The organism is Rubellimicrobium rubrum (genome assembly GCF_006152115.1).
GTDB classification, from domain to species: domain Bacteria; phylum Pseudomonadota; class Alphaproteobacteria; order Rhodobacterales; family Rhodobacteraceae; genus Rubellimicrobium; species Rubellimicrobium rubrum.
In genome coordinates this window covers 16,344-40,511 of the sequence record NZ_VDFU01000032.1, presented here as the reverse complement: position 1 = coordinate 40,511, position 24,168 = coordinate 16,344, and the positions used below count along the sequence as shown (strand labels likewise).

The window sequence follows — 24,168 nt, the reverse complement described above, 5'->3', positions numbered from 1 at the left end:
TGATGAGCTTCACCGCAAGGGTCGCGTGGGCGAACAACCCCCACATCGTGTAGTCGGTCGCTTGGTCCATGTGCCTGTCTCTGCCGCCTGGCGCCATTCAAGGGCGCGCTTGGGGGTGGGGATAACTCAGAGACGCGACGAATGCCAACCGTCTTGGCGCGATCGGGATTGACTGTGGCCCGGCTGCGGCGGTCTCAGGGTCCGAGCGCGAGGAGCGGGGCGGGAATTCGTCGAGGGCGTCCCTGACCGTCCATCGCCACCAGGGTCACACGGGCGGCGAACAGCATCAGTTCTCCACGGACGATCTCCTGCATCAGGACGATCCTGGCACCGGCCATCGCCTCCACAATCGTTCGGACATCCAGAACATCATCGAAACGCGCGGGGCTCAGGTAGTCGGCCTCAAGGCGGCAAACGGCGAAAACGATGTCCTGCTCGGCCCGGAGGCGCCCCTGATCGATGCCAGCCTCGCGCGCCCACTCCGTCCGGGCCCGTTCGATGAAACGGAGATAGTTGGCGTAGTACACCACCCCGGCCAAGTCGGTGTCCTCATAGTAAACGCGGACAGGGAAGTGGTGGGCCATGGCACGACCATCCCGCCCCGGCATGGCCGGGTCAAGGCTTCGCAAACGCAGGATTATCCAAACAGATCCGCCTGCCCTTTCGGCGGTTCGAGCCCGAGGTGCCGAAAAGCCGACTGGGTCAGCATCCGCCCGCGGGGCGTCCGTTGGATGAGTCCCTGCTGAAGCAGATAGGGCTCGATCACCTCCTCGATGGCGTCGCGCGCTTCGGACAAGGCAGCGGACAGAGTCTCGGCGCCGACTGGCCCGCCAAGGTAGCTTTCGGCGATGAGCCGCAGGTAGCGCCGGTCAGCCCCATCCAAGCCCAGGTCGTCCACGCCCAGCCGGTTCAAAGCCCGGTCGGCAATGGCCCGCGTGATCGTCCCGTCGCCTTCGACCACCGCAAAGTCCACCACCCGCCTCAGGAGACGTCCGGCGATGCGCGGCGTGCCCCGAGCCCGGCGGGCAATCTCGCGCGCGCCGTCGGGATCAGCGGGCGTGCCGAGGAGGCGGGCGTTGCGGATCACGATCTCGTAAAGCTCGTCGATCGTGTAGAACTCCAGCCGGGTCGGAATCCCGAACCGGTCGCGCAGGGGCGTCGTCAGCAGCCCGAGCCGGGTCGTCGCCCCCACAAGCGTGAAGGGCTGCAGCTCGATTCGCACGGTACGCGCGGCCGGTCCTTCGCCGATCACGAGGTCGAGCTGAAAATCCTCGAGTGCCGGATAAAGGACCTCCTCGACCACCGGGCTCAGGCGGTGGATCTCGTCGATGAACAGGACGTCCTTGGCTTCGAGGTTCGTCAGGATTGCCGCGAGATCGCCCGCCTTGGCGAGCACGGGGCCCGAGGTCATGCGGAATCCCACCCCCAGCTCGCGCGCCATGATCTGGGCTAGCGTGGTCTTTCCCAGCCCCGGCGGCCCGTAGAAGAGAGTATGGTCCATCGCCTCGCCACGCATCTTGGCGGATTCGATGAACACGCGCAGGTTGGCCCTTGCCTCGTGCTGGCCGATGAACTCGGACAGCATCTGGGGACGGAGCGCCTTATCGGACATGTCCTCTGGCTGAGGATCGGGGCGGAGAATGGGATCGGACATGCATCTGACCTAAGCGTTCACGTTGTGTTCTTCCAGGGTGGAACGGCTATTCCTTGGGAGCGAGCAGGCGCAGCGCGGCGCGGATCAGCTCGGCCGTTCCACCCTGTGGGTTCGAATCGGCGGCCTGGGCCACAGCCTGAACCGCTTCGCCCGGAGCATAGCCCAGGTTGCCCAAGGCCGAGAGTGCGTCGGCCTGCGCCACTGCACCGGGATCGGGCTCTGACCGTCGAGGGGCGCGCTTCGCGGGGGCCGCGTCGTCCGGCACTTCCACCACCTCGGCCTCGTCGGCATCAAGCGTGTGCGTGGTGACCGATGTCGTTCCGATCAGCCCGGCCATGGCCATCACGGCAGGGGCCTTCTCGCGCAACTCGTTGACGACGCGCTGGGCGGTTCGCGGCCCTACCCCCTTGGCGCGGGCCAGAGTGGCCCAGTCCCCCAGGGCGATGGCCCGGCCCAGGGCATCCGGCCCCAGCGCCCCCATCAGGGCCAGCGCCACCTTGGCCCCAACGCCCTGCACGGTCAGCAAAAGCCGATGCCACTCCTTTTCGACCAAGGTGGGAAAGCCGAACAACGTCCAGCCGTCCTCGCGCACCTGAAGTTCGGTGAACAGGGCCACCGCCTCGCCGGTGCGAGGCAGGCCGGCCATCACCCGTTCGGACACATGGACCAGATAACCCACGCCACGCACGTCGATCAGGACATGATCCTGGGCACGGTACACGAGCCGCCCGGCCACCCGTCCGATCATCGCCGCACCTCCCGCAGGGCCCGTGCGACCACAGCCCGCGCGGTGTTCGCCCGTTCCTCGGCTGCACGATCCTCGGCCTTGGCGATGGCCGCAGTCAGGTGCGTGGCGGACTGCAGATGGTGCGCATGGCAGATCGCCACGGCCAAGGCGTCGGCCGCATCCGGTCCGGCCAGCGACACGCCGGGCAGGTGCAGACGCACCATGTGGTCGATCTGGGCCTTGGCGGCATGACCCACGCCGACGATGGCCTTCTTGACGGCGTTGGGCGCGTACTCCCCCACCTTGATCCCCGCTTGGGCCGGCACCAGAAGGGCTATCGCGCGCGCCTGCCCGAGCTTGAGCGTGCCGACCGCGTCCTTGTTGACGAAGGTCTGCTCCACGGCAGCCTCGTCGGGCATCTGCGCCGACAGGATCGCGCGCATCTGGTCGTATAGCCGAAGCAACCGTACGGCGAGGTCACCCTGGCCGGAATGGACCACGCCGTTGGCCACATGACGGATGCGGGTGCCTTCGACCTCAATGACGCCCCAGCCCATGTTCTGAAGGCCCGGATCGACTCCCATGACGCGCATCGCTGGTTCCCGTCCCGCCACTGCAAGGCCGGGCTAGCACAAAGCGGGAACAGGAACCAGAGAGGCCGCCCCGCCCTCGCACGGCGGAGACCCAGAACGCAGGTATCTGCGGCCATTTTGCCAGAGCCGGGCAAAGCGCAGGTGCACCCGCAGCGGGGGGCATTAATCAGCGGGAAAACAGTGTCACGGCCAAAGCGACGCCCCGGACGGCTGGATCGGGCTGCATCAGCCACGCCGCAACCTGCTCCGCCCGATTGCCGACGACCAGATCGGCTCTGCGCGCCTCGTAGGTCGCCTCGCCCATCCCGATGAACAGCGCCGCCTTGAGGCCCAAGGCGGCTGTCAGGACCATTGCGATTCCCCTGAACGGCGGGCGGCGGGTCATGCGGCGGCGAGGACGCGCCTCTATCAGGCCATCTGCGCCGATCCGGTATTCGACGCCCAGCGCAAGACGCTGGTTCTTTTCCTCGATTGCGTTGATCCGGTCGTCGAAAGCGGCTCGTGACATGACTAGATAGTGCCTGACATAACCTGAACGGGGCCTCACACGCCCCTGAATCAAGTTAAATCATGAGGCATCAAGTGCTTCAAGAAAACTCCGCCATTACTCCTTCTTTGCGCCTTATTTCAGGAGTCCGCACCCAGTATTAGAATCGCCCAATCACCTATCTCATTCTTCCTGACGGTATTGATGCCGAGCCGCGAATAAACATTCGCGACCTCCTCGGCCTGTTCCCGCAGGAGACCCGAAAGAATCACCCGCCCGCCCGGCGCCACCGCTTGAGCGAGATCCGGCGCCAAGGCGATCAGGGGACCCTTGAGGATATTGGCCAGGATCAGGTCGAAGGGCTGAGCCTCGCGGAAGGCCTCGGCGTCGAGGCCCGCGGCCTCCACGCAAAGGACCCGGTGGGCCAGCCCATTGGCGCCCAGGTTGGCTTTGGCGGTCTCGACCGCCACCGGGTCGATGTCGCCGGCGACGATGGGGCCGGCCTCAGGCCAGGCATGGGCGGCTGCCATGGCGAGCACCGCCGTCCCGGCCCCCACATCGGCCACGCGGCCCGGACGGAAGCCGTCGCGCTCCAACTGATCGATGGCGAGCAGGCAACCCAGCGTCGTGCCGTGATGGCCGGTGCCAAACGCCATGGCAGCCTCGATCAGCAGCGGCACTCGGTTCGCGGGCACCTTGTCGGAATCGTGCGAGCCATGGAGATAGAACCGTCCGGCTTCGACCGGCGGAAGGTCGCGTCGGACCTTGGCGACCCAGTCCACCTCGGGCACCTCGGAAATGGTCCAAGACCGCGCGCCATGCACGGCGGCCAGCAGATCCAGCACGACGTCGTCGGGCTCTTCCTCGAAATGCGCACCGATCTCGAAGCGGTTGGACCCGTCCTCGATCTCGAAATGCCCGACGGCGAAGGGAGGAGGATCGAGGTCCTCCACGGCCTCGGCCAAGGCCTGGGCCGAGGCGAGCCCTTCGGTGATCGTGATCGCGGAATACATCATGGCGAAGCCCTCCCTTGTTGGGGCGGCCTAGGGGCGGGAGGGGTCCGGGTCAACGGGTCACCACCCCCGTTCGATCAGTCCCCTCCCCTACCTTCGCTCAGACGGCGACGCCGATGGGACAGGTCACCCCCGTGCCGCCGACCCCGCAATAGCCGCGCGGGTTCTTGTGGAGATACTGCTGGTGGTAGTCCTCGGCGAGGTAGAACGGACCGGCAGGCTCAATCTCCGTGGTGATCGCGCCGTAGCCGGCCGCGCGCAGTCGCTCCTGAAAGGCGGCCCTGGTCCGCTCGGCCGCTTCGCGCTGGGCCTCGTTCAGGACGTAGACGCCGGACCGGTACTGGGTCCCGCGGTCGTTGCCCTGCCTCATTCCCTGGGTCGGATCGTGACCTTCCCAGAACACCTGCAGCAACTGCTCGTAGGAGATGACCTTGGGATCATAGACCACGCGCACGACCTCGTTGTGGCCCGTGCGGCCGGTGCAGACCTCCTCGTAGGTGGGGTTCGGCGTGAAGCCCGCCGCATAGCCGACCATGGTCGAGTGCACGCCGGGGAGCTTCCAGAACATCCGCTCCACGCCCCAGAAGCAGCCCATCCCGAACACCGCCGCTTCCATGCCTTCGGGCAGGTCCAGGTTGAGCGGCACACCCAGGACGGCATGTCGGTCGGCGGTTGGAAGGGGATGCGGACGGCCCGGAAGGGCCTCGTCCGGAGAGATCATGCGGGACTTGTCGGCGAACAGGCTGAACATCGGGGCGGTTCCTTTCGGTTGCCACGGATATAGGTGCGCTTCGCTCCTCTTGGCAGGGGCTGGCCGCTCAATCCGTCGCGACCGCGAGGCCGGACAGCGCGTCGGACAGGACCGCCCCTCCCCCGACCCATGCCGCGCCCCCGATCAGGGCCACCATCAGGGCCGTGCGCAGCACTTTGCGCACCCAGCGCCGGATGAGCCAAGCGGCGAGCACCGCCGGCCCCATCGTCGAGCCCAGGAGGCCCAGCACGATCCCTCCATCCTCCATCCCGCGACCCTCACATGAAGCTTTGCGGGTCGATGTCTATCGTGAGTCGCAGGTCCGAGGGAAACCGGAACTGGGCGGCCCACCGGGCGATCGCGTCCTGCAGCGGCGCACCCCGGTCGGCCTTGACGAGCAGCCGGACACGATGCCGCCCCCGGACGCGGGCGATGGGCGCGGGCGCCGGCCCCCAGACCTCTGCCCCGATCTTGGCCAAAGGCTCCTTGTTGCGGGCCATCTCGACGGCCTTGTCCATCGCGTCCTGGGCATCCTCCGAGGACAGAACAATGCCGGCCAACCGCGAGAAGGGCGGCATTCCGGCCATCCGCCGTCCGTCCGCTTCGGCGCGCCAGAAGCCCTCGTCGTCGCCCCTCAGGATTGCCTGGATCACCGGATGGTGCGGCTGGTAGGTCTGGAGCATCGCCTCGCCGGGGGCATCGGCCCGACCCGCGCGGCCCGAGACCTGCCGCATCAGCGCAAAGGTCCGCTCGGCGGCCCGCAGGTCCGACCCGTAAAGCCCCAGATCCGCGTCGATCACCCCGGCCAGCGTCAGCTTGGGAAAGTTATGCCCCTTGGCCACGAGTTGCGTGCCGATGATGATGTCCGCCGCCCCGTCCGCGATCTGCTCGATGGCCTCCTTGAGCGACTTGGCCGAGCCATAAAGGTCCGAGGACAGCACCGCCGTCCGCGCGGTCGGGAACAGCGACGCGACCTCCTCGGCCAGCCTCTCCACACCGGGCCCGACCGGAGACAGCTTGCCCTCGGCCCCGCAATCCGGGCAGGCGATGGGCATCGGCTGCGTCTCGCCGCATTGGTGGCACATCAGGCGGCGCATGAACCGATGCTCCACCAGCCGCGCGTCGCAATGCGGGCAGCCCAGTTGATGACCGCAGGACCGGCACAGCGTCACTGGCGCATAGCCCCGCCGGTTGATGAAGAGGAGCGACTGCTCCTCCCGCTCCAATCGATGCGCGACGGCGTTCGCGAGCGTCGGCGATACCCAGTTCCCTCGCGCAATATCCTCCAGCCGCATGTCCACGGCCTTGACGGTCGGCAGCACGGCCAAGCCCACGCGGGCGGGCAGCGTCAGACGGGCGTACTTCCCGATCTCGGCGTTGTGCCAGGATTCAAGGCAGGGGGTCGCCGAGGCCAAGATCACCTGCGATTTCTCGATGGAGGCGCGCAGAACGGCCATGTCCCGCGCGTTGTAAAGGACGCCGTCCTCCTGCTTGTAGGAAGTGTCGTGCTCCTCGTCGACGACCACGAGTCCCAGGTCGCGGAACGGCAGGAACAGCGCCGAGCGCGCCCCCACGACAAGGCTCGCGCCCCCCGTGGCGGTCATGCGCCACAGCCTGCGCCGCTCGGTCTGGGTCATGCCGGAATGCCACTCGGCCGCAGGCGCGCCGAAGCGATGCTCCACACGGGCAAGGAAGGCGCCGGTCAGCGCGATTTCGGGCAGCAGCACGAGAGCCTGCCGCCCCTGCCGCAGCGTCTCGGCCACGGCCTCCAAGTAGACCTCGGTCTTGCCCGAGCCGGTCACGCCCTTGAGGAGCGTCGTGTTGTAGCTGCGCGCCTCGGCCCCGATCCGCAAAGCGGCGGCGGCCAGCATCTGGTCCGGTGTCAGCGACACGCCCTTGGCGTCGAGGTCCAGCACAGGATAGGGCCGGTCCCGCGCCGCCTCGGCCTCCAGCACGGCGCCCTGCTGGACCAGCCCTTTGATTACCGCCGTCCCCACCCCGGCCATTCCGGCGAGCTCGCCTAGGGTGAAGCTCATCTCCGGGTGGTCCCGCAGCACCGCAAGGACGCGGGTCCGCGCGTCGGTCATCCGCCCGATCTCGCGCGGGCCCATCCGGTAGACGTGACGCATCGCCTGGCCTTCGGTCAGGCCGGGCGCTCGGGTGGCCAGCCGCACCATCGCGGGCAGCGGCGTCAGCGTGTAGTCGGCAGCGCGACCCAGAAACTCGCGCATCGGCGCGCGAAGGGGTGGCGCATCGAGAACGCGCGTCACCGGCCGCAGCCGCGCCTCGGGCACCTCGCCCGTTCCGGGGCCCCAGACGATCCCCACGATCTGCCGCGGCCCGAGAGGCACCTCGACGAACGCGCCGGGCGCCAGTCCCTCGGCCGAGGCCTTGTAGTCCAGCAGTCGGTCGAGCGCCCCGAGGGGCAGGATGCCCACCCGCTCGCCGGGGGCGAAACGGTCCTCGTAGGCGGGCTCTGCCATGCGCCAAGCAGGGGGAGCAGGCGCAGCCTCCGGGGGGGCTTCGGCCCGGGACTCCGCCAGAGCAGCGGGCACGTCCATGAGATCGAGCCCGAAGGGATCGCCTTCACGCTCGGGCCCGCCCGGCAGGGCGGCAGGTGCGATGCGCTTGGGCGCGCGAGCCTTGGGCATGATCCGTCCCTCCCGGGGCCTAGTTCCTGATATGTTCTATTTATGCCACAAGGACAAGGGTTAACGCACCCGGCGCCCGACCCGTGCGGGAAGGCCACGATTCGCGGCGGCCCGAGCAGACAACGTGCTGACTCCGCTGGCCGGGTCGCATGGCGCTGATAGTCTGCCCGATGAACACCAACCCAAAGAGTGTGAAGGCATGAGCAGCAGCCCCCTGATGGACCCTCAGGTCCGTGAGAGGATCATCGCGGATCCAGCCGTGGTGCTTGACGACAAGGACATCATGCGGGTCCTTGTCGCCGCCAACGAACGCCTGATGGGTCCCAACATCGTGGACCTTAGGGGAATCGCGATGGACCGCCTGGAAGCCCGTCTAGACAAGCTCGAGGACACGCATCGGAGCGTGATCGCCGCGGCCTATGACAACGTCGCCGGGACGGCGCAGATTCACCGGGCCGTGCTGCGGCTTCTCGAGCCCCAGCGATTCGAGACCTTCCTGCGCGACCTGAACGAAGACGTGCGGTCGATCCTCCGGGTCGATTCGCTGCGTCTCATCATCGAAGCCGACCATGCGGACGGCGAAGACGGGGTGGAGCGGCTCGATGGTCCCCTGGTGATGGAGCCGCGCGGCTTCGTCGATGCCTATCTGCGGGCGGGCAGCGGGTTTCCGGCCCGGTCCGTCGTGCTGCGCCGCATAGGCGTGGCGACAATCCATGGCAGCGACATCGAGTCCGAGGCCTGCCTCCGGCTCGATCTGGGCGACGACGTCGGTCTGCTGGCGTTGGGCTCGCGTCAGCCCGGACACTTCCTGCCGCAGCATGGCACGGACCTCCTGGCCTTCCTGGGGGCAACGGTCGAACGGGCCCTGCGCCGCTTTCTCGGATGATCGCACCTCAACTCTCGGCGGCGCTGGAGGACTGGCTCGCCCAGGGCCGCGCCCGCCGGGGGCTGGCCACCAAGACCAGCGAGGCCTACCGGGCGGACGTTGCCGCCTTTCTGGTCTTTCTGGCCCGGCATAACGGCGGGGCGGAGGGGACCGAGGCCCTGCGGCGCATGGCGTCGTCGGACCTGCGCGCCTTCATGGCCCACGAGCGGGAGCGTGGCCTGTCGGCCCGTTCCCTGGCTCGCCGGCTGTCGGCGATTCGGGGCTTCTGCGGCTGGCTGGCGAGTCGCGAAGGGTTCGACGCCTCGGTGGCGCTGTCCGCACGGGGCCCGCGCGGCAGGACGCGGCTGCCCCGACCCCTGACGCCCGACGCCGCCCGGGACATGATCGACGCGGTCGAGACCGACGCGGCAGAGCCTTGGGTCGCGGCGCGGGACGCGGCCGTGGTGACCCTTCTTTACGGGCTGGGGCTGCGCATCTCCGAGGCGCTCGGGCTCAGGGGCGCGCAGTCCGATCTGCCTGCCACGCTTCGCATCACCGGGAAGGGCGGCAAGGAGAGGGTCGTCCCGGTCCTGCCCGCCGCCCGCGTCGCGGTCGCCGATTACGTCCGGCTCTGCCCCCTTCGCATTGCCAAGGACGGGCCGCTGTTCCTGGGCGTCCAGGGCGGACAGTTGTCGCCCCGCCTCGTCCAGCGCTCGATGGAGCGGGCCCGGATGCGCCTGGGGCTGCCGGCCACGGCCACGCCCCATGCGCTGCGCCACTCCTTTGCGACCCACCTGCTCGCTGCCGGGGGCGATCTCCGCGCCATTCAGGAACTTTTGGGCCACGCGTCGCTGTCCACGACCCAAGGCTACACGGCGGTCGAGGTCGGGCAGCTGCTCGACGTCTACGACAAGGCCCATCCGAGGGCCTGACCGGAACGGGCCTCTCTGCGGGTCGCACCCTACCTTTCCCGGCGGTCCGGGCCTATCTTGGCCCCGAAGGCAAAGGGGACGGCATGATCGGCTCGGTCACGGAAAGCGTCTGGCACGCGACGCGCAACATGGCCGAGGCAGTGGTCGCCCCGTTCCAGGATCCCGTGATCCGCCTTGGCGTCACCGGCCTGAGCCGCGCCGGCAAGACGGTCTTCATCACCTCGCTGGTGGCGAACCTCATGGATCGAGGCCGGATGCCCCAGTTGCGGGCCAGCGCCGAAGGACGGATCCTGGCAGCCTGGCTCCAGCCGCAGCCTGACGACGTGGTGGCGCGCTTCGCCTTTGAGGATCACTTGGCCGCGCTGACCGCCACCGCGCCCCACTGGCCCGAGGGGACGCAGCGGGTCTCCGAGCTGCGCCTGTCGCTGCGCCTTGCGCCGACGGGACTCCTGGGCGGGCTGTCGGGGCCTCGGACCCTGCACCTCGACATCGTGGACTATCCGGGGGAGTGGCTGCTCGACCTTGGCCTGCTCGAAAAGGATTTCGCCGCCTGGTCCGAGAGGGCCCTGGCCAAGGCGCGCGTCCGGCCGGGGGCCGAGGAGTTCCTGGCCCGGCTGGACCGCATCGATCCGGCGGGGAACCTGGACGAGGTAACGCTGAAGGGCTTGGCCCAAGCCTTTGCGACCCATCTGCAGACCGCACGGGCCGCCGGGTTCTCGGACTGCACGCCTGGGCGGTTCCTTCTGCCGGGAGACATGGAGGGCTCGCCCGTCCTGACCTTCGCGCCGCTGCCCCCTGTTGCGGACCCGGGCAGGCGCTCGCTTTGGCGCGAAAGCGAGCGGCGTTTCGAGGCCTACAAGCGGTTGGTCGTGAAACCCTTCTTCCGGGAGCACTTCGCCCGGATCGACCGGCAGGTCGTGCTGGTGGATGTGCTGGGTGCCCTGGCGCGTGGGCCGCAGGCGTTCGAGGATCTAAGAACGGCCATGGCCGACATCCTCGGGGCCTTCAATCCGGGCCGGAACGCCTGGCTCGCCCGTCTGCTGGGGCAGAAGCGGGTGGAACGGATCCTCTTCGCAGCTACAAAGGCCGACCACCTTCATCATGCGCAACACGGGCGGTTGACGGCGCTGACCGAGGCTCTCCTGCGGGAGGCGCGGGACCGGGCCGAGTTCGCGGGCGCGGACACCGAGGCCATGGCCATGGCCAGCCTTCGCACCACGGTCGAGGATCGTGTGACGCACGACGGCGAGACGCTGGACGTGGTGCGCGGTCGCCTGTCGGGGTCGGACCGACAGGTGGCGCAGCATCCGGGCGACCTGCCCGAGGACCCGGCCCGCCTGCTTGCCCCGGCCCGCGCCGGAGCCGAGGACTGGCCGCTTCAGGACTACGAGGTCCAGGAGTTCGCGCCCGCTCCCCTCACGCTCCGCCCCGGCGAGGGGCCGCCGCACATCCGTCTCGACAAGGCGGCCGAGTTCCTGATCGGGGACCGGCTATGAGGCTTCGGCCTGCCACGTCCGAGGATGCGCCCGCGCTGGCCCGCATCCTGGGCGACTGGGTCCGTGAGACCGGCTGGATGCCCGTTCTCCACACGCGGGAGGAGGATCTGGGCTTCGTGCGCCTGATGATCGAGGGCATGGAGGTGACCGTCGCCGACGAAGGCAGCCCCCTGGGCTTCCTGGCCCTCGATGGGGATCAGGTTCCGGCTTTGCAGGTCGCCCCAGAGGCGCGGGGGCGCGGGATCGGCCGCGCCCTCCTCGATCACGCCAAGTCGCAAAATCGCCACCTCGCCCTGTGGGTGTTCGAGGCCAACGCCCGGGCCGTCGCTTTTTACGAACGCGAGGGGTTTGAGGTCGCGCGACGGACCGACGGGCTGCACAACGAGGAGGGCCTGCCGGACCTCCGCATGATCTGGAACGCTGCCCCATGACGGAACCCACCAGGCCCCGCGGGCCGCTACTCATCGAGATCGAGGACGCACCCCTGCCCGCCCCCGAGATAGCCCCGCCGGTGCCCGATGCCGGCGTTCCCGGCGCGCCGCCCCCGGCCATGGAACGGGCCATGCGGATCGCAGCGCGGCCCGGCTCGCCGCTCGGGACGTGGTTCTGGTCGCTCCTCGGGAGCTTCCTGGCCTTTGCCCTGTCGGTCGCGGCCTGGGACTGGGTCACCTCGCTTCTGGAGCGCCACCCCGTCCTAGGCGGGGTGGCTACGGCGCTTCTCCTCGGGCTGACCGTCGTGGCCTTTACCATCGCCGCGCGCGAGGCGCTGGCGATCCGGCGGCTTGCCCGCATCGATTCGGTCCAGCGCGACGCGGCGGCGGCGCTCGCTTCGGGGAGCCTTGCGCAGGCCCGTGCGGTCACAGACGGCCTGCGGACGCTTTATGCCGGACGCGACGGGCTGAGCTGGGCTTCGGCGCGTCTCGCGGAACGGCAGGGCGAGGTGTTCGATGCCGACGGTCTGCTGCGGCTGGCCGAGAGGGAGCTTCTGGCTCCTCTCGATGCCGATGCGGAGCGGGAGGTCACGGGCGCGGCCCGGCAGGTCGCGACCGTGACCGCCGTCGTGCCCCTGCCGCTGGCCGACGTGGCGGCCGCGCTTGGGGCGAACCTGCGCATGATCCGGCGGATCGCCGAGATTTACGGGGGCCGGTCAGGCACGGTGGGCTCCTGGCGACTGGTCAAGGGGGTCATGACCCATCTGGTGGCGACCGGCGCGGTGGCGGTCGGGGACGACCTGATCCATGGTGTCGCGGGTGGAACGGTGCTGGCCCGCCTTTCGCGCCGCTTTGGCGAAGGCGTGGTGAACGGCGCCTTGACGGCCCGCGTGGGGATCGCCGCCATCGAGGTCTGCCGCCCCCTCCCCTTTTTGGGCCGCGAGGGTCCCAGCGTGACCGGGATTCTGGGCGGGGCGCTGAAGGGTCTGTTCGGGCGGGAAGACTAGACTGCCCGCGCCATGGTTCGGAGCGCATCGTCGAGCGCGGCCTCACCCCTAGGTTTCCAGCCCAGGACCCGCAGGCGGGTGCAGTCCATGACGTTGGGGGCTTTCCCGGAAGCGGCAGGCAGGACGCCCTTTGCACCGGCCAGCAGCGACCACCGCTCCAGCAGCGCGCGACGGTCAAGGAGGAGGTCGGAGCAGTTGTAGGCTCCGGCCGGTGCCCCAAGGAGCAGTGCGACGGCCTGGGCCAGATCCGCGCCATGCACCTCGGTGCCGCAGGCAGGGGCGATCGCCTCTCCTCGGGCGAAGGCGTCGAACAGGTCCGCCCATTTGTGGCGCTGTCCCGGCGCGGGCGGGCCATAGACGCCGGTGGCGCGGAGGCTGACCCCTCCCCCCAATCGGGCCAAGGCGCCCTCGGCCTGCAGCTTCACCTGTCCATAAAGACTGTCCGGGGACAGGGGCAGGTCCTCGGTCAGCGGGGTTCCTGCCGGCAAGCCGTCATAGACCGCGCGAGAGGACAGGAACACGATCCGGCGTCCGCGCGCCTCCTTGAACAGCCGCAGCGTTCCTTCGAGGTTGGCGCGCAGGAAGCCGTCTGGGTCTTCGCCCTCCCCACCGCGATAACGGCCGGGCACATGGGCGAAGGCCGCATGAACCAACGCCTCGCAGTCCTGGAGCGGCGCGGTCTCGCCCAGCCGCCAGGGCCGGTGCGAGCCCCCGTGCGACGATGGCGCGCGACCCAGGGCGACGACGTCGTGGCCGTTATCCAGAAGGCCAGCGACGATGAACTGGCCCACGAGGCCGGTGGCGCCGGTCACGGCCACCTTCATGGCATGCGCCGCATCAAGTGGGGCCAGGGAGCGACGACAGGTCCGGGACCGGGCTGTCGTCGGCATAGGCGCGCCAAAGGTCGATCAGCGGGCGCAGCCGGTCGGCCTTGCTGTGGTCCTGCCACGGCTTTTCATATTGGTAATGGACGACATGGACCGAACCCCAGTCCCACAAGCCCGGCATGTTGAACCAGACATATTGGAGCATGTTGTAGTTGACCGGGAGCCCGTGCCAGTTCGGGAAGGCCTGCTGAAGGAAGGTCTGGTCCGTCCGCCTCCAGAAGGCCCCAGGCACGTCCAGTTGCGCCAGGAGGCGGTCGAAGGTCGCGGAACCCGGCCGCGCCGTGAAGACGCCCGAGTTCATGCGATGAAAGTCGGCCAGGGACTCATAGACGTTTGGGGCCGCGCACAGCTCGGGGTAGTCGAAGAGGCGGTCGATGTTGCGCACCACCAGCGTATCAGCGTCCAGGAACACGACCCGGTCATAGGGCAGTTGCCAGAGCCGCAGCTTGGCGAAGTTGTCGAGCGGCGTGTGGAACGGCGGCTTAGTCCCCTTGGTGAAGGGGTTCAGGCCGTGGATGCGGTCCTTGGCATGGGCGGCGTTGAAGGCCTCGGAGGTGGGGAGGAGATCCACCTCCACAAGCCGCGCCCCGCGCGCCTCAAGCGGGGCCAACGCCTGCGCCGGGACGCCGCCGGTATGCATGACCACCCGATCCGCCGAGGTGCCGGACAGTTGGAGCGATCGCAGGAGAGCCCCCGCCCCTTTCGCGAAATCCGCGTTGGTGACGAGGGTGACAAAGGCGCGGGTGGTCACGACGCGGGGCGAAGCGCCTTGCGCTCGGGATCACGGTCCACCTGCGCGGCCAGTTCCTTGGTCCAGGCGGACACCGCCGGCACGCGGGAGCGGTCAATGCGGTGGGCGAACTTCTTGGCCACGTCCACCACCTCGCTCAGGAGCCCCTCTTCAAGCCGGATGGGATTGAGGCCCAAGGCGAGGAACTGGTCGTTCTTGACGATCAGGTCGTTTTCCTCAGCCTCCTTGCGGGGATTGGGCAGGTAGGCGACCTTGGCCCCGGACAGACGGGCTACCATCTCCGCGAGATCGCGAACCCTGTGGGTTTCGGTCATCTGGTTAAAAATGCGCACCCGTTCGCCCCGCTTGGGCGCGTCCTTGAGCGCAAGCTCGATGCAGCGAACCGAGTCCTGGATATGGATGAAGGCGCGGGTCTGGCCCCCGGTGCCATGGACGGTCAGCGGGTAGCCGATGGCCGCCTGGATCAGGAAGCGGTTCAGAACCGTGCCGTAGTCGCCATCATAGTCGAAGCGATTGACGAGCTGCGGGTGAAGCCGGGTCTGATCGGTGTGCGTGCCCCAGACGATGCCCTGGTGCAGGTCGGTGATCCGCAAGCCGTCGTTCTGGGCATAGAACTGGAACAGGATCTGATCGAGGCTCTTGGTCATGTGGTAGACCGAGCCAGGGCGCGTCGGATACAGAATCTCCTGCCCCTTCTTGCCGGTGGGCGTATCGATCTCGACGTTCAGATAGCCCTCGGGGATCGGCGCGCCGACGCTGGAGTAGCCATAGACCCCCATCGTCCCCAGGTGCACGAGATGCGCGTCGATCCCGGTTTCCACCAGGGCGGCCAAGACGTGGTGGGTGGCGCCCACGTTGTTATCCACCGTGTAGACCTTGTGGCGGTCGGTCTTCATCGAATAGGGCGCAGCCCGTTGCTCGGCGAAATGGATGACCGCGTCGGGGCGATGCTCGGCGAACCACTGCTTGAGCCGCTCGTATTCCTTGGCAAGGTCGAGGAGGTGGAAGCGCAGCGACTTGCCCGTGACTTCTTTCCAGATGCGGCACCGCTCCTGGATCGAGTCCATGGGGGTCAGTGACTGCACGCCAAGCTCGGTATCGATCCAGCGCCGCGACAGGTTGTCCACGATGTGGACCTCGTGCCCCGCATTCGAAAGATGCAGGCAGGTGGGCCATCCCACGAAACCGTCGCCGCCGAGGATCGCGATCTTCATGCCAGAACTCCGCTTGCCACCCGCCCTATGCGGGCGGGGAATTCCTTAACGGAAGGGCCCCGAAAGGTCCACCGGGGTTTCCCGAAGCCGCACCGGGCTCCGCAAGGGAGGCGCCGTCAGGCCCGGAACTCGATGAAGGCGTAAGTGCCTCCGTCTTGGAATTCCGTGGTCAACTCACCGCCAAGCTCGGCCGCGAAGGCTGCAACCAGTCCCCGGCCGACATGGGACTCCTCGGCACCATCGCGAAGGCCGGTCCCGTTGGCCGTCACGCTGAGGCGGCACAGGCCATCCTTCTCGGCAAAGGTCAGATGCACCTTACCGCTCTCTCCGGGTGGGAACGCGCGATTGACGGCCTCGGTCAGCAGCTCGTTCACGATCAGGCCCAGGGGAACGGCCGCGCGGGTGGGCAGGGTGACCGCGCCGAGGTCGGCCGTGATTGCCACCCCCCCGGCGAAGGAGTCGCGGAAGCTCGCTACGTTGCCGCCCAGGTACTCGGCGATCTCGATCTGGTCCACCTGAGTGGCCCCTTCGATGCGGCGGTACAGGGACCCCAAAGCCTGCACCCGACCCTGCACCCGCTCCAGCGCGGCCCGCGCCTCAGGCGCGGATCGCGCTTCCATGGACAGCACCGACGAGATCACCGCAAAGCTGTTCATCACCCGGTGGTTCAGTTCTCTGAGAAGATACTGCAGACGCTCCAGCTCGGCCTCGCGCTCCGCCTCGATCCGGCGAATCTCGGTCACGTCCCGGAACAGGATGGCGAAGCAGCCGGGCGGGTCCACTGGCGCGGCAAAGACATCGAACTGCCGCCCCATCGTAGGCGATCCTTCGGTGAAATGCATGGGCTCGCGCCGCAGGGCCACGCGGCCATAAGCCTCGATCCACTCGCTTTCCAGGCTCGGCACGAGTTCGAGCGCGGTGCGCCCCTCGGCATCACGCAAGCCGGTCGCATCCTCGAAGTTGCGGCTTACTCTCAGGAAACGATAATCGACCGGCCGACCCTGCTGGTCCGTGAGGATCGTGCACAAGCAGAACGCCTCGTCGAGCAGGACGTCCAGGGTTTCGAAGATCTGGTCATCGATCACGGTGGCTCGCTTGTTCACACACACACTCCCCTTGGACCGTGCGCAGCAGCCGGCCCGCACGTCGGGCCCGCCCTTTACGCAGCCCCACTGAACGTTCAAACATCCCCTGGTTGACCAATGCCACAGGACAGGCGTCCATCCTATAGGGTACCGGAAAACTGTCGCATGACAGCATGCGCTCGGCCAGTCTTCGCCCATGATTTCAGCTAGTCGGCCGCAAGGGGCCGACCCGGCAGCGATCCTGGGCGTCGAAGTTTACCTTAGGTCAGGGTGGGCCGCTCCCAAGGGCATTGGCCAGAGTTTCGACCCGCGCGCAGGTTTGGTCCAATAGCAGCAGGTCCGCCGCGTCCCGCCCGTCCAACACGGCCAGATCGGGTCGGCCGATCAGCCGGGCGGGCACGGTGACCGCCATGCGGAGCGCGACCTCGGGCGCGACGCCTACCCGGCCCACGAGCCGCGCTACGCTGTCCGCCATCGTGACATGGGCCCCGGCCAGGTTGCCATCGGGGTTCACGAGGCGGCCGTCCCTGACCTGCAACTCCATGTCATAAAGCCGGAAACGATCCGGTCCCCCCACTGTCGGCATGGCGTCCGACACTGCGAAGAACAGGTCCGGCGCGGGCCGGGCGCGGAGCGCGATGGCCAACACCTCATCCGCGACGTGGATGCCGTCGCAGATGAGGCCGACCGGAACCGCGGCATTGAGCGCCGCCCCGACCAGCCCCGGCGCGCGATGGGTGAGCGGGGACATGGCGTTGAACAAGTGCGTAAAGGCCCCAGCCCCTTCGGCCAGCGCGGCACGGGCCTGATCGGCGGTCGCGTCCGAGTGGCCCAGCGACACGATCACCCCCATGGCGGCCAGCGCAGCCACCTGTCCGGGCGCCGTCGCCTCGGGCGCGAGCGTAAGGAGGACCGGCACCCCACCGTCGCGCAGGCGGCGCACGACGCCAAAGGTCCGATCATCGAGAGGACGGATGAAGCGCGCCGCGTGGGTGCCTCGCCGCGCGACCGAGATGTGCGGGCCCTCGATGTGCAGACCCAAGAGGCCGGGCCGACCCCGTGCCAGGAGTGCGGCTTCGCCGGCCCGGTCCAGCACCTCGGGCGCATCGGTGATCACCGTGGGCAGCAGCGCGGCAGTGCCGAGCCCGCGATGCGCCGCCGCAATGGCCTCCATTCCGGCGACGGTCGGTTCGGTGTTCAGGAGCACCCCTCCTCCGCCGTTCACTTGAAGGTCCACGTAGCCCGGCGTCAGCAGCCCCGGCAGGGCTTGCGCAGCCATGCGAGGGTCGATCGGCGCGAGATCCGCGACCCGGCCGTCCTCGATGCGGAGGGCGAGGCCATCCCGCAGCCGCGCGCCGTCGAAGATCCTGCGAGGCGCAACCCAGGTCATGACGCCGAGCCGCTCAAATGGAACGATGCCGTTTGCGCGCACTGGCAGGCCAGGCTCGGGCGAGCAGCCCCGTTGCGCGCATCCACCATCAGGTCACCTTGTGCAGCCGCACGCCCTGTACGACGCGCGACAGCGTGCCTTGACCCGCGAAGGGGTCGTCCACATCGTGGCCCAGGCGGACAGACAGGGTCGCGGCCAAGACCTGCGCAAAGGGCGTCACCACGGCCGCGCCCCATTCGGACCCGTCCGGCATCGGGACCGGGACATCCCCGCCCGGTCCCACCGTGGTCACCCGCGATTCGGGGAACTGCGCCCGCAGTTCCTGTGACAGGTCGGCGTCATAAAGCGCAGCTTGCGGGTCGGACGAAAGGTACAGCACAATGTCGGTCGCGCCACGGACGAAGCTTTTCGGTCCGTGGCGGAATCCCAGCGTGCTCTCCCATAGGCAGGGCACCTCACCCGCCGTCAGTTCCATCACCTTGAGCGCGCTTTCACGGGCGACGGCGGCCAGCGGCCCGGCCCCGAGAAAGACCATACGCTCGGGCGTCCGGGCAGCGGTGGCGAAGGACTCGAAATGGGGCAGAAGGTCGCGCAGCGTGGCGGCTTGGTCCGGAATGGGTCCTGGCCCCTCCGGCGCAAGCAGCGCCAAGGCGGTCAGGAGCATCGCGGAGAAGCTCGACGTCATGGCGAATCCCGCGTCGTGGGCAGCCTGCGGCAAGACCAGAACCTTGTAAGGCGCCTTCTTGATGTTGGGATCCTTGAAGACCTTGGGCTCGCGGGTGGCAAGCTGGCCCTCGGGGTTGCAGGTGATGTGCAGGCGCGGCGTTTCGGGCGAGATAGCGTCCAGTGCGTCCAGAACGCCGACGCTTTCCGCCGAATCGCCGGACCGGCCGAAATGGACCATCAGCGCCTTGGTCGGAAAAAAGGCTTGGGGGCGGCTCACGATGTCGGTCGTGGGCACCGAGCGAAGGCGTGGATGGATCACGCCATCGACACCTGCCGCCACGATATCGCCGATATAGGCCGAACTTCCCGCGCCGCAGAGCCAGATCTCCTTGAAGGCCAGGGTGGCGATCCAGTCCCGCGCCTCACGCAGGGCCGGGCTCCGGCCCCACTCCTCCCATAGGTCGGGCTGCTGCCTGATCTCGCGCCAGGTGGCGGTGTCATGGAGGGTGGTCATGTGGTCCGGGTCACCTTGGAAAGGGTCTTGGGGGCATCCGGGTCGTGCCCGCGCGCAAGGGCGGTCGCGTGGACGACCGGGTAAAGCAGGCAAAGCAAGAGCGCCGCCGCCGCGGCCGGGGTCAGGCCTTCCGCCCCGACATCGGCCGGAGAGACGCGATGCACGACAGCGTCCTGCTCGGTCAGGCGCGCCTCGGCCACGTCGAGGCTGTCCGTCGTTCCCGCCGCTCCGGTATCGAGCATCAGTACCGTCAGGCCTTCAGTCGCGAGTTGAAGCGGGCCGTGAAGCACCTCGGAGGCGGAGTAAGCTTCGGCATGGAGCGCGCAGCATTCCTTGAGCTTGAGCGCGATTTCCTGGGCCGCCCCGAAGCCCGTGTCGCGGCCGATGACGTAAACGCTCTGCGCCGAATCCAGCGCGTTGCGAAGCGCCGCGAGGTGGGGATGCGGCTGGCTCCCGAGTTCGGCCACGACATGCGCCGCAGCGCGCGCGCGCTGCGCATAGCCGGCGACCAAGGCCGATAGCAGCGCCGTTCCTGCCCCTATGGCGCCGACAACGGTCTTGGTTGCCGGGACGGCCAGTTCGGGCCCGGCACCAATGGGCAAGCAGACCTGCGCCTCGGCTTCTACGGGCGATCCAGGGACGTTGGTGATGGCGACCACATGCCCCCCCCGCGCCCGTGCCCCCCGCGCCGAGCGGAGCAGATCCTCGCTCGCGCCCGACTGGGAGACGACAAGGACGAGCGTGTCATCGAGGGAAACCCCCTCACCCAGCGAAAAGACCGACGGTGGGAGCGAGGTCACCGGTCGTCCCGTCTCGCGCATGAACTCGTAGGCCAGGATCGCTGCGGCCGCGTCGGAGGAGCCGCGCGCGAGGGTGTAGGCCGCACGCCAGTCCGAAGCCCAAGGGCCGACCGCCTGCAACGCCGCGCGACGGAACGCCTCCGGGGCTTCGGTGATCTCGGAAGCCATATGGGCGCCATCGGTCACGGGCGGATCCTCGGGGCAGCGGTGCGGGTCATGAGGGCTCCTTGGCGCTGCGTCATTCGAGGCAGCCTAGATGAGGCCGGATCGGCGGAACAAGGCTTTCAGGTCGGCTTCGGGCCGGGCCCCGAAATGGCTGATGACCTCGGCCGCCGCGACGCAGCCCATGCGCCCCGCCGTCTCGAGCCCCTGCCCGGTGGCCAGACCATAAAGAAACCCAGCGGCGAAAAGATCCCCCGCGCCGGTGGCATCGACCGGCACGACCCTGTTCACCGGCACCACGGCCCGCTCGCCGCCACGGATCAGGATGACCTCGTCACCCGAGCGGGTGCAGACCACCAGACCGCAGTCACCGGCCGCCTGGCCCAGCGCACCATCGAGGTCGGTCTGGTAAAGCGACTCCCATTCGTGCTGGTTGCCGATGACGTAGTCGAGGTCGCGCACGAGGCGGCGGAAGTCCGTCCTGTGCCGGTCCACGCAGAACGGGTCGGAAAGCGCGATCCCCGCCTGCCCGCCACCCTGATGAGTCAGGCGCGCGGCGGTCTCGAAGGCCTCCTTGCCGGTGGGCTTGTCGTACAGGTAGCCTTCAAGGAACAGGATGTCGGCGTTGGTCGCGACCTGCTCCGGCACGTCGTCGGGCGACAGCTCCGATGAGATGCCGAGATAGGTGTTCATCGACCGCTCGCCGTCCGGCGACACGAAGATCATGGAGCGGGAGGTGGGCAGGCCGCCGTCCACCACGGGCGGATTCGGGAAGTCGCTGCCCTCCTCGGCCAGGGACTGCGCATAGAAGTGACCCAGCGGATCGTCGTTCACCCGGCCGATAAAGGCGGTGCGAAGCCCGAGGTTGCCCAGGCCCGCGATGGTGTTGGCGACCGAACCCCCGGGCACCTGACGCGGACCGCGCATGGCCGCGTACAGCAGCTGCGCCCGGTCGCGCTCGATGAGCTGCATGATGCCCTTCTCGATCCCCATATGGTCGAGAAAGCTGTCATCCGTCTCCGAAAAGACGTCGACGATGGCGTTGCCGATCCCGACGGCGTGGTAGCGCCCCGTTCCAGTGGTCGTCATTCCGGGGTCTTCTCCTCGAAGGTGCAAAGGTCACGGATCAGGCAGGTGGGGCATTTGGGCTTGCGCGCCACGCAGGTGTAGCGCCCGTGCAAGATCAGCCAATGATGCGAAAGCTGTTGATACTCGACGGGGACGTGGTTCTCCAGCCCGCGCTCCACCGCGACCACGTCGGCGCCCATGGCGACCCCGGTGCGGTTGGAGACGCGGAAGACATGGGTGTCCACCGGCTGGCTCGGGAAGCCCCACCACATGTTAAGCACCACGTTGGCCGTCTTGCGGCCGACGCCGGGCAGCGCCTCCAGCGCCGCGCGCGAGGAGGGCACCTCGCCCCCGTGCCGCTCGACCAGCAATTCGCTCAGGCGGATCACGTTCTTGGCCTTGTTGCGATACAGGCCGATGGTCCGGATGTAGGGGATCAGCCCCTCCTCCCCGATCGCCAGCATCTTCTGCGGGGTGTCGGCGATGGGGAAAAGGTCGCGCGTCGCCTTGTTGACGCTGGCATCCGTGGCCTGGGCCGACAGCGCCACGGCCACGAGCAGCGTGAAGGCGTTCAGATGCTCCAGCTCTCCCTTGGGCTGGGGGTTCGCGGCCCGCAGGCGCGCGAAGACCTCGACCTGTTCATGATAGCTGAGCTGGCGCGACATGCGGGGCGGTATGCCCGGCCCAGGCCCATCCCGCAAGTTCCGGGTCGCGGGCGTCCGGCCACTGCCCTACTGTCCGGAACGTCATTCCAGGGAGGGGTGCCCGATGAATCAGCCCGGCAGCTATCATTACGCGGTCATGCGCCGCGCCATCGACGTCATCGACAGCGCCGAAGGACGGCTCAGCCTCGACGAGCTCGCGGCGGCGATGAGCATGAGCCCCGCCCATTTTCAGCGCCTGTTCTCGACCTGGGCCGGGATCTCGCCCAAGCGCTACCAGCAGTACCTGGCCTTGGGTCACGCCAAGGCGCTGCTCCGTGACAGGCGGGCGGTGCTGGACGTGTCCCAGAAGGTCGGTCTGTCCGGCCCATCCCGTCTTCATGACCTTTTCGTCCGGTGGGAGGCCATGACTCCCGGGGCGTTCGCGCGGGGCGGCGAGGGCCTCACGATCCGGGCAGGGGTCTTCGACACTCCGTTCGGCCCAACGGTGGCCATGGCGACCGATCACGGCCTGTGCGGCTTGGGCTTTGCCGCCGAACAGGGTGAAGACGCCGTACGCGCCGATCTGGCCGCACGATGGCCCGGGGCTCGTCTGGTCGAGGACCCCGTCCCGATCCGTCCGTGGGTCGAGGCGGCCTTCGGCGATGGCCCGGGGGCTCGGATCCACCTGATCGGAGGCCCCTTCCAGATCAAGGTCTGGGAAGCGCTCCTTTCGGTCCCCTCGGGGCACGTCGTCACCTACGGTGAGATCGCCCGGACCATCGGCCAACCGAAGGCCGTGCGGGCCGTCGGCACGGCGGTGGGACGGAACCCCGTCTCATGGCTCATCCCATGCCACAGAGCTCTTCGGACGACCGGAGCGCTGGGCGGCTATCATTGGGGGCTTCCCGTCAAACGCACCATGCTGGCCTGGGAGGCGGCACGGGCCGATGCATCCGAGGTTCGGCAAGGGGCTGCCTAGCCCTGCGGGAACATAGTTATCAAGGTCGCGTTATCGCATATCACCGAACGGCCGGCGATACGGGACCGGCACGGGCGCTGACTCGCGCCCGCCCTTGAAGGAACGAAGACATGGCATTCGAACGACTCACCCTTTCGCTCATGACGGCCTCGGTGCTGGGGCTGGCGGCCTGCCAGCAGCCGCTTCCCAACCAGGCCAACGACCAGACCCGCCAGGGAGCCATCACCGGTGCGGGCGTGGGCGCCGTCGTGGGTGTACTGACCGGTGACGACAACGAGGAGCGCATCCGCAACGCCGCGATCGGCGCGGCCGTGTTCGGGGCTGCCGGCGCCGGCATCGGGGCCCTGCTCGACCGCCAGGAAGCAGAACTGCGGGCCCAGCTCGGCTCTGGCACGGTGACCAACACGGGCAGCCAGCTCGTGGTCACGCTGCCCAACGACATCCTGTTCGGCTTCGACCAGGCATCGGTGTCGATCGCGTCGCAAGCCGACCTGCGAGCGGTGGCGACCTCGCTCAACAACTACCCGAACTCGACGGTCAACGTAGTTGGCCATACCGACAATGTCGGCGATGCCGCCTACAACCAGGATCTGTCCGAGCGTCGGGCCAGCGCGGTGGCCAACGTGCTGATCGCGTCGGGCGTGTCGGCGTCGCGCATCAACATCGTGGGCCGCGGCGAGGACCAGCCGGCCTTCACGAACCAGACCGTCGACGGTCAGGCCCGGAACCGGCGCGTGGAGATCATCATCACGCCGAACCAGTAACGAGCACGTCTGCCAGAATCCGAAAGGGCCGCCGGAGATCCGGCGGCCCTTTCTCTTTGCCGAAAGACGAGGCGGTCAGTGCAGGCGTTCGCTCACCGTCGCGATCGACTGATCAATGAGCTGCGACCCTGCGGCCGGCGTCATCTGCCGGGCCAGAACCTCCTGCGCGGCAGCGATGGCCACGGTGACGGCCTGATCCTTGACCTCACGGATCGCCTTGGCCTGGGCTGCTGCGATCTGCTCCTCGACTCCGGCGATCCGGCGCTGGACGGCGCGGGCCGCTTCTTCCTTGGCGAGGGTGGCGGCGCGCTCGGCTTCGGTCCGGGCGTCAGCGACGATCCGTTCGGCTTGGGCGGCCATCTCCTGGCGCTTGCGGTCGAACGAAGCCAGGAGCTGCTGAGCCTCTTCCCGCAGGGCGCGGGCTTCGGTGATCTCGCGACGGATCTCCTCGGCGCGGCGGTCGAGAAGGCCGCTCAGCATGCCGGGGACGCCGAAATAGACCATGATCCCTAGGACCAGGAGGAACGCCAGCAGCACGATGAAGTTCGTGTTGTGGAGCGAGAAGAAGCCGTACTCCGTGGCCGCAAAGGCGGGAGAGGCGGCCAGCGTGAAAGCAAGGGTCACAAGCTTCTTCATA

At 68.3% G+C, this 24,168-nt stretch carries 26 protein-coding genes; 7 read left to right on the top strand and 19 right to left on the bottom strand.

Going from position 1 to position 24,168, the window contains the following annotated elements; translation table 11 throughout:
* Nucleotides 1-194 precede the first annotated feature (194 nt).
* The 9 genes from ybgC to FHG66_RS18195 all read right to left on the bottom strand — a co-directional run bounded on the left by ybgC (nucleotide 195) and on the right by FHG66_RS18195 (nucleotide 7,708).
* A complete protein-coding gene (gene ybgC / locus FHG66_RS18235; RefSeq protein WP_139078483.1) occupies nucleotides 195-584 on the bottom strand; it encodes a tol-pal system-associated acyl-CoA thioesterase in 390 nt (129 codons plus the stop codon).
* A 53-nt stretch (nucleotides 585-637) separates the two neighbouring features.
* Nucleotides 638-1,654 (bottom strand): Holliday junction branch migration DNA helicase RuvB, encoded by a 1,017-nt coding sequence (gene ruvB / locus FHG66_RS18230; protein WP_139078482.1) that lies wholly within the window; start codon nucleotides 1,652-1,654, stop codon nucleotides 638-640.
* 46 nt (nucleotides 1,655-1,700) lie between these two features.
* Nucleotides 1,701-2,402, bottom strand: coding sequence for a Holliday junction branch migration protein RuvA (ruvA, locus tag FHG66_RS18225; RefSeq protein ID WP_139078481.1), 702 nt, complete (start codon nucleotides 2,400-2,402; stop codon nucleotides 1,701-1,703).
* Entirely contained in the window at nucleotides 2,399-2,974 is a 576-nt protein-coding gene (gene ruvC / locus FHG66_RS18220) for a crossover junction endodeoxyribonuclease RuvC (protein WP_139078480.1), read from the bottom strand. Before ruvC ends, ruvA begins: the two co-directional genes overlap by 4 nt.
* Nucleotides 2,975-3,140: 166 nt before the next feature.
* On the bottom strand, nucleotides 3,141-3,482 hold the full coding sequence (locus FHG66_RS18215; RefSeq protein ID WP_139078479.1) for a hypothetical protein: 342 nt from the start codon (nucleotides 3,480-3,482) through the stop codon (nucleotides 3,141-3,143).
* Nucleotides 3,483-3,601: 119 nt separating this feature from the next.
* Nucleotides 3,602-4,477: a 50S ribosomal protein L11 methyltransferase gene (locus FHG66_RS18210; protein ID WP_139078478.1), complete on the bottom strand. Its 876-nt coding sequence runs from the start codon at nucleotides 4,475-4,477 to the stop codon at nucleotides 3,602-3,604.
* A 97-nt stretch (nucleotides 4,478-4,574) separates the two neighbouring features.
* On the bottom strand, nucleotides 4,575-5,225 hold the full coding sequence (gene msrA / locus FHG66_RS18205) for a peptide-methionine (S)-S-oxide reductase MsrA (RefSeq protein ID WP_139078477.1): 651 nt from the start codon (nucleotides 5,223-5,225) through the stop codon (nucleotides 4,575-4,577).
* 67 nt (nucleotides 5,226-5,292) lie between these two features.
* On the bottom strand, nucleotides 5,293-5,493 hold the full coding sequence (locus FHG66_RS18200; protein WP_139078476.1) for a hypothetical protein: 201 nt from the start codon (nucleotides 5,491-5,493) through the stop codon (nucleotides 5,293-5,295).
* A 10-nt stretch (nucleotides 5,494-5,503) separates the two neighbouring features.
* The gene (locus tag FHG66_RS18195; protein ID WP_139078486.1) at nucleotides 5,504-7,708 is read right to left on the bottom strand and encodes a primosomal protein N'; all 2,205 of its coding nucleotides are present in this window, start codon (nucleotides 7,706-7,708) and stop codon (nucleotides 5,504-5,506) included.
* A 367-nt stretch (nucleotides 7,709-8,075) separates the two neighbouring features.
* On the opposite strand from FHG66_RS18195, the gene FHG66_RS18190 reads away from it, so the two are divergent.
* The 5 genes from FHG66_RS18190 to FHG66_RS18170 all read left to right on the top strand — a co-directional run bounded on the left by FHG66_RS18190 (nucleotide 8,076) and on the right by FHG66_RS18170 (nucleotide 12,607).
* Nucleotides 8,076-8,762: a DUF484 family protein gene (locus tag FHG66_RS18190; RefSeq protein WP_139078475.1), complete on the top strand. Its 687-nt coding sequence runs from the start codon at nucleotides 8,076-8,078 to the stop codon at nucleotides 8,760-8,762.
* Nucleotides 8,759-9,673, top strand: coding sequence for a tyrosine recombinase XerC (locus FHG66_RS18185; RefSeq protein ID WP_139078474.1), 915 nt, complete (start codon nucleotides 8,759-8,761; stop codon nucleotides 9,671-9,673). The genes FHG66_RS18190 and FHG66_RS18185 overlap by 4 nt, the downstream gene beginning before the upstream one ends.
* An 83-nt stretch (nucleotides 9,674-9,756) precedes the next feature.
* The gene (locus FHG66_RS18180; protein ID WP_139078473.1) at nucleotides 9,757-11,169 is read left to right on the top strand and encodes a YcjX family GTP-binding protein; all 1,413 of its coding nucleotides are present in this window, start codon (nucleotides 9,757-9,759) and stop codon (nucleotides 11,167-11,169) included.
* Entirely contained in the window at nucleotides 11,166-11,600 is a 435-nt protein-coding gene (locus FHG66_RS18175; protein ID WP_139078472.1) for a GNAT family N-acetyltransferase, read from the top strand. The genes FHG66_RS18180 and FHG66_RS18175 overlap by 4 nt, the downstream gene beginning before the upstream one ends.
* Nucleotides 11,597-12,607, top strand: a complete 1,011-nt coding sequence (locus FHG66_RS18170) for a YcjF family protein (protein WP_139078471.1) — start codon at nucleotides 11,597-11,599, stop codon at nucleotides 12,605-12,607. Before FHG66_RS18175 ends, FHG66_RS18170 begins: the two co-directional genes overlap by 4 nt.
* On the opposite strand, the gene FHG66_RS18165 is transcribed toward FHG66_RS18170, so the two are convergent.
* The 9 genes from FHG66_RS18165 to nth all read right to left on the bottom strand — a co-directional run bounded on the left by FHG66_RS18165 (nucleotide 12,604) and on the right by nth (nucleotide 21,809).
* Nucleotides 12,604-13,419 (bottom strand): NAD-dependent epimerase/dehydratase family protein, encoded by an 816-nt coding sequence (locus FHG66_RS18165; protein WP_342777496.1) that lies wholly within the window; start codon nucleotides 13,417-13,419, stop codon nucleotides 12,604-12,606. The genes FHG66_RS18170 and FHG66_RS18165 overlap by 4 nt on opposite strands.
* A 25-nt stretch (nucleotides 13,420-13,444) precedes the next feature.
* Nucleotides 13,445-14,245, bottom strand: coding sequence for a glycosyltransferase (locus FHG66_RS18160; protein ID WP_139078469.1), 801 nt, complete (start codon nucleotides 14,243-14,245; stop codon nucleotides 13,445-13,447).
* Entirely contained in the window at nucleotides 14,242-15,459 is a 1,218-nt protein-coding gene (locus tag FHG66_RS18155; protein ID WP_139078468.1) for an NAD-dependent epimerase/dehydratase family protein, read from the bottom strand. The genes FHG66_RS18160 and FHG66_RS18155 overlap by 4 nt, the downstream gene beginning before the upstream one ends.
* A gap of 116 nt (nucleotides 15,460-15,575) precedes the next feature.
* Nucleotides 15,576-16,562 carry a sensor histidine kinase gene (locus tag FHG66_RS18150; protein WP_176556337.1) on the bottom strand — a complete coding sequence of 329 codons (987 nt, stop codon included), beginning with the start codon at nucleotides 16,560-16,562 and terminating at the stop codon, nucleotides 15,576-15,578.
* Between the two features lie 247 nt (nucleotides 16,563-16,809).
* Entirely contained in the window at nucleotides 16,810-17,934 is a 1,125-nt protein-coding gene (locus tag FHG66_RS18145) for an N-acetylglucosamine-6-phosphate deacetylase (protein WP_139078466.1), read from the bottom strand.
* 88 nt (nucleotides 17,935-18,022) lie between these two features.
* Nucleotides 18,023-19,114 (bottom strand): AgaS family sugar isomerase, encoded by a 1,092-nt coding sequence (locus tag FHG66_RS18140; protein WP_139078465.1) that lies wholly within the window; start codon nucleotides 19,112-19,114, stop codon nucleotides 18,023-18,025.
* The gene (locus FHG66_RS18135; protein WP_246082675.1) at nucleotides 19,111-20,100 is read right to left on the bottom strand and encodes an SIS domain-containing protein; all 990 of its coding nucleotides are present in this window, start codon (nucleotides 20,098-20,100) and stop codon (nucleotides 19,111-19,113) included. The genes FHG66_RS18140 and FHG66_RS18135 overlap by 4 nt, the downstream gene beginning before the upstream one ends.
* 66 nt (nucleotides 20,101-20,166) lie before the next feature.
* Nucleotides 20,167-21,165: an adenosine kinase gene (locus FHG66_RS18130; RefSeq protein ID WP_139078464.1), complete on the bottom strand. Its 999-nt coding sequence runs from the start codon at nucleotides 21,163-21,165 to the stop codon at nucleotides 20,167-20,169.
* Entirely contained in the window at nucleotides 21,162-21,809 is a 648-nt protein-coding gene (gene nth / locus FHG66_RS18125; protein ID WP_139078463.1) for an endonuclease III, read from the bottom strand. Before nth ends, FHG66_RS18130 begins: the two co-directional genes overlap by 4 nt.
* A gap of 103 nt (nucleotides 21,810-21,912) precedes the next feature.
* Here nth and FHG66_RS18120 point away from each other — a divergent pair, with 103 nt between their 5' ends.
* Together FHG66_RS18120 and FHG66_RS18115 are read left to right on the top strand one after the other, a co-directional pair.
* Nucleotides 21,913-22,767: a methylated-DNA--[protein]-cysteine S-methyltransferase gene (locus tag FHG66_RS18120; protein ID WP_139078462.1), complete on the top strand. Its 855-nt coding sequence runs from the start codon at nucleotides 21,913-21,915 to the stop codon at nucleotides 22,765-22,767.
* Nucleotides 22,768-22,877: 110 nt separating this feature from the next.
* The gene (locus FHG66_RS18115; RefSeq protein WP_139078461.1) at nucleotides 22,878-23,531 is read left to right on the top strand and encodes a YiaD family glycine zipper/OmpA-like lipoprotein; all 654 of its coding nucleotides are present in this window, start codon (nucleotides 22,878-22,880) and stop codon (nucleotides 23,529-23,531) included.
* 75 nt (nucleotides 23,532-23,606) lie between these two features.
* Here FHG66_RS18115 and FHG66_RS18110 read toward each other — a convergent pair whose 3' ends face one another.
* Nucleotides 23,607-24,167, bottom strand: a complete 561-nt coding sequence (locus FHG66_RS18110) for a F0F1 ATP synthase subunit B family protein (RefSeq protein WP_139078460.1) — start codon at nucleotides 24,165-24,167, stop codon at nucleotides 23,607-23,609.
* Nucleotide 24,168 lies beyond the last annotated feature (1 nt).